Annotated in this window: 7 protein-coding genes; 6 read left to right on the forward strand and 1 reads right to left on the reverse strand. The window is 42.7% G+C overall.

Translation table 11 applies throughout. The features are described 5' to 3' along the window. Nucleotides 1-354 precede the first annotated feature (354 nt). Genes C6Y02_RS13460 through C6Y02_RS13485 form a run of 6 tightly spaced genes read left to right on the forward strand, consistent with a single transcriptional unit; the run spans nucleotide 355 to nucleotide 8,665 of the window. The gene (locus C6Y02_RS13460; protein WP_034663402.1) at nucleotides 355-1,701 is read left to right on the forward strand and encodes an aspartate aminotransferase family protein; all 1,347 of its coding nucleotides are present in this window, start codon (nucleotides 355-357) and stop codon (nucleotides 1,699-1,701) included. Continuing rightward, nucleotides 1,688-3,184 carry a pyridoxal phosphate-dependent decarboxylase family protein gene (locus tag C6Y02_RS13465; protein ID WP_106031486.1) on the forward strand — a complete coding sequence of 499 codons (1,497 nt, stop codon included), beginning with the start codon at nucleotides 1,688-1,690 and terminating at the stop codon, nucleotides 3,182-3,184. The genes C6Y02_RS13460 and C6Y02_RS13465 overlap by 14 nt, the downstream gene beginning before the upstream one ends. Beyond that, on the forward strand, nucleotides 3,181-4,962 hold the full coding sequence (locus C6Y02_RS13470) for an IucA/IucC family protein (protein ID WP_106031487.1): 1,782 nt from the start codon (nucleotides 3,181-3,183) through the stop codon (nucleotides 4,960-4,962). Before C6Y02_RS13465 ends, C6Y02_RS13470 begins: the two co-directional genes overlap by 4 nt. Further along, nucleotides 4,959-5,513 carry a GNAT family N-acetyltransferase gene (locus C6Y02_RS13475; protein WP_060595973.1) on the forward strand — a complete coding sequence of 185 codons (555 nt, stop codon included), beginning with the start codon at nucleotides 4,959-4,961 and terminating at the stop codon, nucleotides 5,511-5,513. The genes C6Y02_RS13470 and C6Y02_RS13475 overlap by 4 nt, the downstream gene beginning before the upstream one ends. Then, nucleotides 5,488-6,837, forward strand: a complete 1,350-nt coding sequence (locus tag C6Y02_RS13480; RefSeq protein WP_060595974.1) for a lysine N(6)-hydroxylase/L-ornithine N(5)-oxygenase family protein — start codon at nucleotides 5,488-5,490, stop codon at nucleotides 6,835-6,837. The genes C6Y02_RS13475 and C6Y02_RS13480 overlap by 26 nt, the downstream gene beginning before the upstream one ends. A 13-nt stretch (nucleotides 6,838-6,850) precedes the next feature. Next, nucleotides 6,851-8,665 carry an IucA/IucC family protein gene (locus C6Y02_RS13485; protein ID WP_106031488.1) on the forward strand — a complete coding sequence of 605 codons (1,815 nt, stop codon included), beginning with the start codon at nucleotides 6,851-6,853 and terminating at the stop codon, nucleotides 8,663-8,665. Between the two features lie 41 nt (nucleotides 8,666-8,706). Here C6Y02_RS13485 and C6Y02_RS13490 read toward each other — a convergent pair whose 3' ends face one another. Beyond that, nucleotides 8,707-9,564 (reverse strand): GNAT family N-acetyltransferase, encoded by an 858-nt coding sequence (locus tag C6Y02_RS13490; protein WP_106031489.1) that lies wholly within the window; start codon nucleotides 9,562-9,564, stop codon nucleotides 8,707-8,709. Between the last annotated feature and the right edge of the window lie 52 nt (nucleotides 9,565-9,616).

The following is a 9,616-nucleotide window of genomic DNA, read 5'->3' on the forward strand; positions in this document are numbered from 1 at the left end:
AAATTATACCATTATAACCATTTATATCAATATAGAATGACGTTTCTTTCTTTCTTTTTCTACATCACTTTCATCCACTTACCTGTATAAAATAAGTGCTTTGTCATGAATAGAACAAAAGAACCAGGAAGAATGATTTGTAATTTTTTTCTACATCATTCCGTCTCACGCGTTTATTTACCTTATAGCAGTAGAGGTTTGTCAAAATGACACGAAATTACTCGCTAAAAAGAGAATATAGCATTCATATGCTTTTCGAATCATCTTTTTGAATACAATTGACTTTCATATCTCACATCCTCTAGGCTAGTAAATGAAAATGATAATCTTTATCAATTGGAGGAGTGTTTTATTATGTCCATCAAAACCGTTTCTAAAAATCAGCAATTTTTAGAGCAGCAAAGTCAAAGAGAATCGAATGCAAGGTCTTACCCGAGACGGTTCCCATTAGCCATGCAAAAAGCCGAGGGTATGATCGTGACAGATGCGGATGGCAGAGAGTTTTATGACTGCCTGGCAGGCGCAGGAACACTTGCACTTGGTCACAATCATCCAGTTGTGATAGAAGCTATTGAACGTATGCTTCATGAAAAAAGACCGTTGCATACGTTGGACATAACCTCAGAAATTAAAGAAGAGTTTGTGAATGAAATTTTTTCTCACTTGCCAGAAGAGTTTGCAAAGAGAGCCAAAATTCAATTTTGTGGGCCAACTGGTGGTGACGCCATAGAAGCAGCTATTAAATTAGTCAAGACAGCGACAGGTAATCGTTCCATTCTTTCATTCCACGGTGCGTATCACGGTGCGACACATGGCACGATGTCATTAAGCGGGAATTTATCTCCAAAGGAAAGAGTGCAAGGGTTAATACCTGATGTTCATTTTATGCCTTACCCATATGAATATCGCTGCCCATTTGGAATTGGAGGGAAGGATTCGCACCGCATTTCAAGTTCGTATATTGAGCGCGTATTAAATGATCCTGAAAGTGGTATTCTTCCGCCAGCAGGTATGATCTTTGAAGCAGTGCAGGGCGAGGGAGGCTCCATTCCAGCATCTATTGAATGGATGAAGGAAATGAGAAGAATCACAAAAGAAAAAGGGATTCCGCTCATTATTGATGAGGTTCAATCAGGCATCGGCCGAACAGGTAAGATGTTTGCCTTTGAACATGCAGGAATTGTACCTGACGTCATTGTGCTGTCAAAAGCCATTGGTGGAAGCCTGCCGCTTTCAGTTGTGATTTATGATAAAGATTTAGATCAATGGAATCCAGGTGCACACATCGGGACATTTAGAGGGAATCAAATGGCGATGGCTGCAGGAACCGCTACGCTTAAATTTATAAAAGAAACCAACCTGCTTGATCATGTAGAACAGTTAGGAAATCGTATGCAGGCTCACCTAAAAGACATTCAAAAACAAGTACCTGCTCTCGGTGATGTTCGAGGAAGAGGTTTAATGATTGGCGTTGAAGTAGTCAATCCAAATGAGAAACAGGATGTGGACGGAAGCTATCCAGCGAATCCAGAGCTGGCCAGTCTTATTCAAAAGAATTGCTTCGATAAAGGCTTAATTGTGGAGACAGGAGGCCGTTTCGGAAGTGTGATTCGATTCCTGCCGCCACTCATTATGACAGAAGAACAGCTTGAAAAAGTCATCGCTATTTTTAAAGAGGCCGTGTACGATGCAATCAACTAAAGCTTCTGTGGATTCATTATTTATGAATCAAAGCCAGCTTGGAAGAGAGTCCTTCCAAGCGGCTCTTCATACATCTATCGACAGCTTACTGGAGCAATGGCAAAAAGACACAGGACCATACAGCGGAATATTGCCTGGGAAATTAGCGGCTAGTGTCGAATCGTTATTCCGATTTCAACCGTTTGGAGAATCAATTGAATCTGTCTTTCAAGATATAAAAGAACATCTTTTGCCGCATTTGATTGATGTATCGCATCCTAAATGCTTGGCACATCTGCATTGTCCGCCGCTCATTCCTGCACTTGCCGCAGAGGTGATGGTGAGTTCCTTTAACCAATCAATGGATTCCTTTGATCAAAGCGGTATTGCTTCTTTGGTTGAGGAGGAAATCCTCAAGTGGCTATGTGCAAAGTTTTCTTATGGCGGCTTAGCAGATGGGACATTTACAAGCGGTGGAACCCAATCTAACTATATGGGGCTGCTTCTGGCGAGAGATGCCTTTTGTGAAAACACATGGCAGTGGAATGTTCAGCAGAAAGGCTTACCAAGTGAAGCTCACCGCATGAGAATTCTTTGCTCTAAAAATGCTCATTTTACGGTGAAAAAATCTGCATCCCAGCTCGGTTTAGGGGAGCAGGCTGTTGTACTGGTCGAGACGGATGAGCATCACCGAATGGACCTCAATGATTTGAAAAAGAAGATGGTTGAATTAAAGGATCAGAACCTGCTTCCTTTTGCGGTAGTAGCGACTTGCGGGACAACTGATTTTGGAAGTATTGACCCGGTTCGAGATGTGTATGACATCGTCAAACCAGACGGTCTGTGGATTCACGCAGATGCTGCCTACGGCGGAGCACTTGTATTAAGCGAAACCTACCGAAGTAAATTAGCCGGTATGGAGCTTGCTGATTCAATCACGATCGACTTTCATAAGCAATTTTATCAGCCGATTTCTTGCGGGGCATTTTTGCTGAAGGATAAAAGACATTTTGGTTTGATCGATTATCATGCAGATTATCTTAATCCAAAGGAAGATGAACTAGATGGTATTCTACATCTCGTCAATAAATCTATCCAAACGACGCGCCGGTTTGATGCTCTGAAGTTACTTCTCTCTCTTCGTCTAATTGGAGAAGAAGGATTTGGTGACATCATTGACCATACCATTCATTTTACGAAGGATGTGGCCGCGCTTATTGAGAGAAATGATCACCTTGAAGTAATCAATCCTGAGCCAGAAATCAATGCGATTGTGTTCCGATTTAAGGATGAGCACCGAACAGATGACATCAATAAAATCATTCATCGGACATTGTTCAAAACGGGAACTGCTGTCATTGCGAAAACAGTGGTTGATGGCCGAACATGCTTAAAATTCACTTTGTTAAATCCGAGAACGACAATCACACATATTGAGGAAATCCTTTCTGACATCGTTGATATCGGGATCGCTCATATTCAATTCGGGAGGGTACTACGTTGAGTCAATATAAACAAATGGCTGAAAATGCAACTATGCAAAGCTTTTTAAACTGTTTTTTACGTGAAACAGGAATCGATCGATCTGCAAAAAAAGAGACGAGAGCAGATGGCTCGCTTGTATTCATCGCAAAACTAGCAAAGCAAGATCTAGAGCTTGTGATTCCGATCCGATATGTTTCATCTGTTGGCCGCCATCTCTTTGATTTTCCGATTCGCTTCCGTCCGCAAGGCAGTGAACAAGAGGGCGCAATCGCCGATTACACGACACTTGTTGCTCTATGTTCAAAGGAGCTTCTCATTGAATATGGCCGCACAGATGCAGAGGATGAATTCATGCTTCGCATCATTTTAAGCTGCCGAAATATTGAACGATTCTTAAAGGAGCGAGAAAGTGATCGAGCAGCTCTTTCTGAAGCCGATTTTGAGTATATCGAGGCTGAGCAGTCACTTCTTCTTGGACATTTAACGCATCCCACTCCAAAAAGCAGACAAGGGATGACGGAGGAGGAAGAAGCGGTCTATTCTCCTGAGCTGAAAGGGGCTTTCCAGCTTCATTACTTTAAAGCGCACCATTCGATTGTGCTTCAGGATTCGTCTATTGCACAGTCTGCGGCAAGCCTCATGTTAGAAGAGCTCTTGCGCCAGGTACCAGAAGAAACAGAGAGACTGAATACGTTAACAGAAAACGGAGAATATGTGCTCATTCCGATTCACCCGCTGCAAGTCAAAGTGGTCATGGAGAAAGCGTTCGTCCAGCGTTATATAGAGGAAGGGAAACTGACTTATTTAGGACCGCTGGGGTCTGAATACACAGCGACCTCATCCTTTAGAACTGTCTATCAAAAAGATTCTGCTTACATGCTCAAATTCTCTGTTCCTGTGAAAATTACAAACTCCTTACGTGTCAATAAACAAAAGGAACTGGATCGCGGAGTTGAGATGTCTCGCATTTTAAAAACAGAATTAGGCATTTCTTTATACGATAAATTCTCTGGATTCCGGGTCATTGAAGATCCTGCCTATTTATCCATTCAAGGAGAAGAGGCGGAATCTGGCTTTGAAGTAGTCATTCGTCAAAATCCATTTTTGCATCGTGAAAAAGGGGCAAGCTTAATTGCTGGATTATGTCAGGATCATGCGTATGGTGGAAAATCGCGATTAGCAGGGATCATTCATGACCTTGCAGACGCAGAAGGCCGATCAACAGATGCTGTGAGCCAAGATTGGTTTAAGCAATATTTAACCATTTCGTTAGAACCGATGCTCTGGCTGTTTGAAACATATGGTCTTGCACTGGAAGCCCATCAGCAAAATGCTGTTGTGCAAATGAAGGCTGGTTACCCGGACACCTTCTATTATCGTGACAACCAAGGCTACTATTATAGTGAATCGAAAAAGGATAAACTCGCAAACCTTGTCCAAAACTTGAGCGTGAGAAGTGAAACCATTTGTGCAGATGATGTAGCCGTTGAGAGACTGCGTTATTATTTCTTCTTTAATCATTTATTTGGTCTCATTAACGGCTTTGGCACAGAAGGACTGGCAAAGGAAGAAGACTTGCTGGCACTCGTGAGAGACACATTGCTCGCTCATGAGGAAACATACGGGGCATCTGAACTGACAAACAGCCTTCTCCGCTCAAAGGAGCTGCCTTCAAAAGCGAATTTGCTGACACGGTTTGAAGATATGGATGAGCTGACAGGATCTCTGGAAACACAGTCTCGTTACACAGCTGTCTTGAATCCGCTCTTTTTACATAAGGAGGCGCTGATTGGATGAGGCATCGTATTAGGTTTATTCGCGCTGAATATGAAAGGGATGTCCGGCTTGTCCACAAGTGGATGCAAGAAGAGTATGTTCACCCATTTTGGCATTTGAATATTCCGTTTCCTGCTTTTGAAAAGCATTTTTATCAGGCGATTCATGATCCGCATCAAACTCTTTATTTAGGAACAATTGATGGGACGCCAATGAGTTATTTTGAGGCATACAACGTCAAAGGTGACGTCATTGAATCCTACTATCAGCCTTCTCCGCATGATCAAGGAATCCATCTATTAATAGGGGAGCCGGATTATGTGGGGAAAGGATTTGCGGCCCCGCTGCTTCAGGCAATGACAGCCTTTCAATTTGAGCAGAACAAACGAACAGAAAAAATCGTCGCTGAGCCGGATATTCGCAATGAAAAAATGATCCATGTATTTGAAAAATGCGGATTTGAACGTGTAAAACCAGTCAATTTACCCGATAAAACAGGTCTTTTGATGTTTTGTGATCGAGAACGATTCGAAAGGAAGTATAACCATGACGCGGTTCAACAAGCAAAATAATGTAGTGGATGTAATTGGAATCGGCATTGGTCCGTTTAACCTGGGACTGGCCGCATTATCTGAAGAGGTAAATGAAATCGACGCTTTGTTTTTTGAAAGAAGTGAAGCCTTTCATTGGCACCCAGGTATGCTCATTGAAGGGACGACACTGCAAGTCCCCTTTTTAGCGGACCTTGTCAGCATGGCAGATGTGAAAAACAAATATAGCTTTCTTAACTATTTGCAGGAGCAAAACCGTTTGTATTCATTTTACTTTCTAGAGGATTTTCATATCCCGCGCAAGGAATATAGCCATTATTGCCGCTGGGTCGCAGATCAGTTAGACTCTTGCCGATTTGGCATGAACGTCGAATCTGTCTCATTGATTGAGAAAGCAGGAGAAAAGCGATATGAAGTGCATGTCCGTCATGTGAATGATCAAACCGTAGAGGTATTTGAAAGTAAGCATCTCGTCTTAGGAATTGGTACACAGCCGGCGATACCAGCATCGCTCCAGCCAGCTTTAGGAGAGAAAGTTTTTCACTCTGCTGACTATTTAAAACGAAAGAAAGAAGGCTGTTTTAAAGGGAAATCTGTGACAGTTATCGGCTCTGGCCAAAGTGCGGCAGAAGTGTTTTATGATATTTTATCAGATGATGAGGCAAAGGATATTCACTGGTTCACACGCTCTAAAGGATTTTTCCCAATGGAATATTCAAACCTTGGTCTTGAATATTTCTCTCCAGATTATATTGATTTCTTTTATGAGCTTCCCCAAACAAAAAAGGATGCTTTGTTAAAGCAGCAAGACTTGCTGTATAAAGGCATCAGCTCTGCAATGATCCGTGATATTTACCATTTGCTTTATGAACGTTCTGCCTGCGGAGAGCAGTTGAACACAGTGCTTCAAGCAATGACAGAGGTCAACTTGATTGAGGAAACAGCGGACGGCTTGTCCCTTTCATGCATGCAATGGGTCAAAGAGGACACCTTTACCCATGAGACCGATATTGTTGTGCTGGCGACTGGCTATCAATCGGTACTGCCGCCGTTTATCAACCCAATTTCTCATCATATTCAATGGGACGATCAAGGACGATTCCAGGTCGAACGTGAATATCGTTTAAAAACAAATACAATGGGTGAAAATGATATTTTTGTGCAAAATGCTGAGCTTCATACACATGGGGTTGGCGCTCCGGATTTAGGGCTTGGCGCTTACCGAAACAGTGTAATTATCAATGAACTTGCTCGTCAAACCGTGTATCCACTTTATCAAAAGCACGTCTTCCAGACATTTGGTACACACAAGAACGTTAACACATTTGAAGAAATCAAAGGTTAAGGAGGATGAAGCGATGAGTGTACAAGATGAATTGAAAAAAGCGGTGAATCCTGCTGCTTGGAAAAAGGCAAATCAGCGAATGGTGGCAAAAATGCTGTCTGAATACATGTATGAGGACATGCTTCATCCAGTGCAGCTAGATCGTAAGGATGGCATCGCTCAGTATGAATTAATCATTCACGAACATAAGAAATATCGCTATCTCGCAAAACCTCGTTTGTTTGATAGTTTTGATACAATCGCTGAATCAATCGAGTGCTGTCAAGACGGAAAATGGTCAAAGGATGTCAGTGCGATTGTGTTTTTACTAGACATTCAGCCGCTCATTCCAATGTCTTCTGATACAACAGGCCATCTTATCAAAGAGCTTCATCATACCCTGTTAGCAGATGTACATTTGCTGTCGAAAAAAGCACTTCGTGCGGATGAACTGACAGATACAGATTACGCTTGGATTGAAGGAGAGATGACAGGCCATCCTTGGATTGTGTATAACAAAGGACGAATTGGGTTCAGTTACGATGACTACCTAGCCTATGCACCTGAAAGGCAAGAAAGTGTGCAGCTGTCTTGGATTGCTGTTCACCGGGACCTTGCGACATTCCATGCGGTCGATCATGAAAATTATGAGCAGGTGATCGCCAAAGAATTAGATGAAGTCACGATCCGTCAATTTCACCGCGTGTTAAAGGATGAAGGATTGAATGCAGCTGATTATTATTTGATGCCTGTTCATAAGTGGCAGTGGACGCATATGATTATTCAGCATTTCCCGGAAGATTTGGCCTTGCGCCGGATTGTGTATGTAGGAGAGGGACTGGATCAATATATCCCGCAGCAGTCCATCAGAACCTTTACAAACATCTCAAATAAAGGCAAGCATCATATTAAACTGCCAATGAGTATTTTAAATACACTCGTGTACCGGGGACTTCCGTCAGAACGGACAGTCATTGCCCCTCGTATTACAGCGCATATTAAAGGGATTGCGGATCAAGACTCATTTTTATCGGATGTCTGCCGCGTGATTTTACCTGGTGAGAACGCAAGTATCAATGTCGATCATCCTTACTACAGCAAACTGCCTGGTGCGCCGTATCAATATCTTGAGATGCTCGGTGTGATTTTTAGAGAAAGCATTTATACGTATTTAGATGAAGGAGAGAGCCCTGTTACACTTGCAGCACTCACTTATGAGGATCATGAAGGTGAGCCATATGTGAAACAGCTGATTGAAAAATCTGGTCTCTCAGCAAAGGAATGGATGGCGAAATTTTTCCATGTGGTGATGCCGCCGCTGCTGCACTTTATGTATCAATACGGCACCGTCTTTTCACCGCACGGACAAAATACGATTCTTGTGTTAAAAGATCATCAGCCGCATCGTTTGGCGATCAAAGATTTCGTTGATGATGTGAATATTAGTGATCAGCCGCTGCCTGAATTAGCTTCACTAGGAGAAGATTTAAAAGAAGTGCTGCGGAGTGAGCCGCCGGAAGGGTTAGTGCAGTTTATCTTTACAGGACTGTTTATTTGTAACCTGCGTTACGTATCAAATGTGTTAGACAATCATCAATTGTTAGATGAAACGACTCTTTGGCGCTTGCTTGCAGAAGAAATTCAGCATTATCAAAAACAATTCCCGCAGCTGAAGGACCGTTTTGAACTATTTGATCTATTCCAGCCGAAGCTGACAAAGCTGTGCTTAAATCGTAATCGAATGATTGATTATGGGTACGGAGATGGAGATGACCGCCCGCATGCGTCAGAGCATGGGAAGGTCAAAAATGCACTCGCTCATGTTCTTTCGTCCGCCTGTGAGAAGTAATAGAAAAGCTGTAGACATCAACTGTCTACAGCTTTTATTTTTTACGAAAATGCTTGAGAGGCAAGGAAATAAAGAAGTGCGGGATCGTTCTGCTTTTCTTTTCCGCGAATCATCATAAAATGCGCTTTGTTTGTTTTCGTAAAACCTGCTTCAACAAGTGTTGCGTGCAGGCGCTCAGCTGTTTCCTCCTGCATATCTAAACGAATCGCACCCGAATAAGACGAGATGAGCGAATGGATGAGCGAAAGAGCTGTAAGTTCATCAATTGCTGCAAGCGGTCCAATCATTAAATTGGCAGGTGTTTCAACGCCAAACGCAAAGCCAGTTGTTTCGTGATGTTCATTCTTTGCAATGATACGCCGTGCTGCCCGGTTCATCCGGTTTTTTAAAAAGCTTGATCGATTTGTACCTGCGCCTTTTTCATCAAGTGCTTCAATGGACGGAAGGTGCGTTTCATCGGCAGGAGACAGGTGAATGTCATCTGACACACGAAGCGCCTCTGGGTTCGATTTTTGCGCTTTGTAAGTATGAATGTAACCAGCCGTGTGAAACCCGATTTTTTCGTAAACAGGCCGCCCTTGGACAGTAGCAGTTAAAACGACAGGAATGCTTTGATCACTTTGACCTATCAGGGTGTCAATCATTTTCCGTGCAAGACCTAATCCGCGATGTGTCTCAGATACAATGACTGCCCCAATTGACGCCAATTGATCATATTGGAAAAGTCCCGCACATGAGATGACTTGTCCGTCCGTTGTTGAAAAACCTGTGAAATATCCATTTGTTAAAAGAGATGTGAGTTCTTCCGCATTGTAATCAGGCCATTCTACCTCTTTAGACAATGCGATGAGATCTGGTATGTCATCAATTGTTAATGCTCGTTGAACAACGTTTGTCATGACACGCAACTCCTTCTTAGCTGAATTCATTTATATGTATCGTACCATAAGA

The organism is Bacillus sp. NMCC4, from assembly GCF_002998555.1.
In the GTDB taxonomy this organism is placed as follows: domain Bacteria; phylum Bacillota; class Bacilli; order Bacillales; family Bacillaceae; genus Bacillus.

What these genes read in the sequence shown, in the direction of transcription:
- C6Y02_RS13485 (WP_106031488.1), top strand. Translation starts at nt 6,851, where the DNA reads ATGAGTGTACAAGATGAATTGAAAAAAGCGGTGAATCCTGCTGCTTGG.
- C6Y02_RS13480 (WP_060595974.1), top strand. Translation starts at nt 5,488, where the DNA reads ATGACGCGGTTCAACAAGCAAAATAATGTAGTGGATGTAATTGGAATC.
- C6Y02_RS13490 (WP_106031489.1), bottom strand. Translation starts at nt 9,564, where the DNA reads ATGACAAACGTTGTTCAACGAGCATTAACAATTGATGACATACCAGAT.
- C6Y02_RS13465 (WP_106031486.1), top strand. Translation starts at nt 1,688, where the DNA reads ATGCAATCAACTAAAGCTTCTGTGGATTCATTATTTATGAATCAAAGC.
- C6Y02_RS13460 (WP_034663402.1), top strand. Translation starts at nt 355, where the DNA reads ATGTCCATCAAAACCGTTTCTAAAAATCAGCAATTTTTAGAGCAGCAA.
- C6Y02_RS13475 (WP_060595973.1), top strand. Translation starts at nt 4,959, where the DNA reads ATGAGGCATCGTATTAGGTTTATTCGCGCTGAATATGAAAGGGATGTC.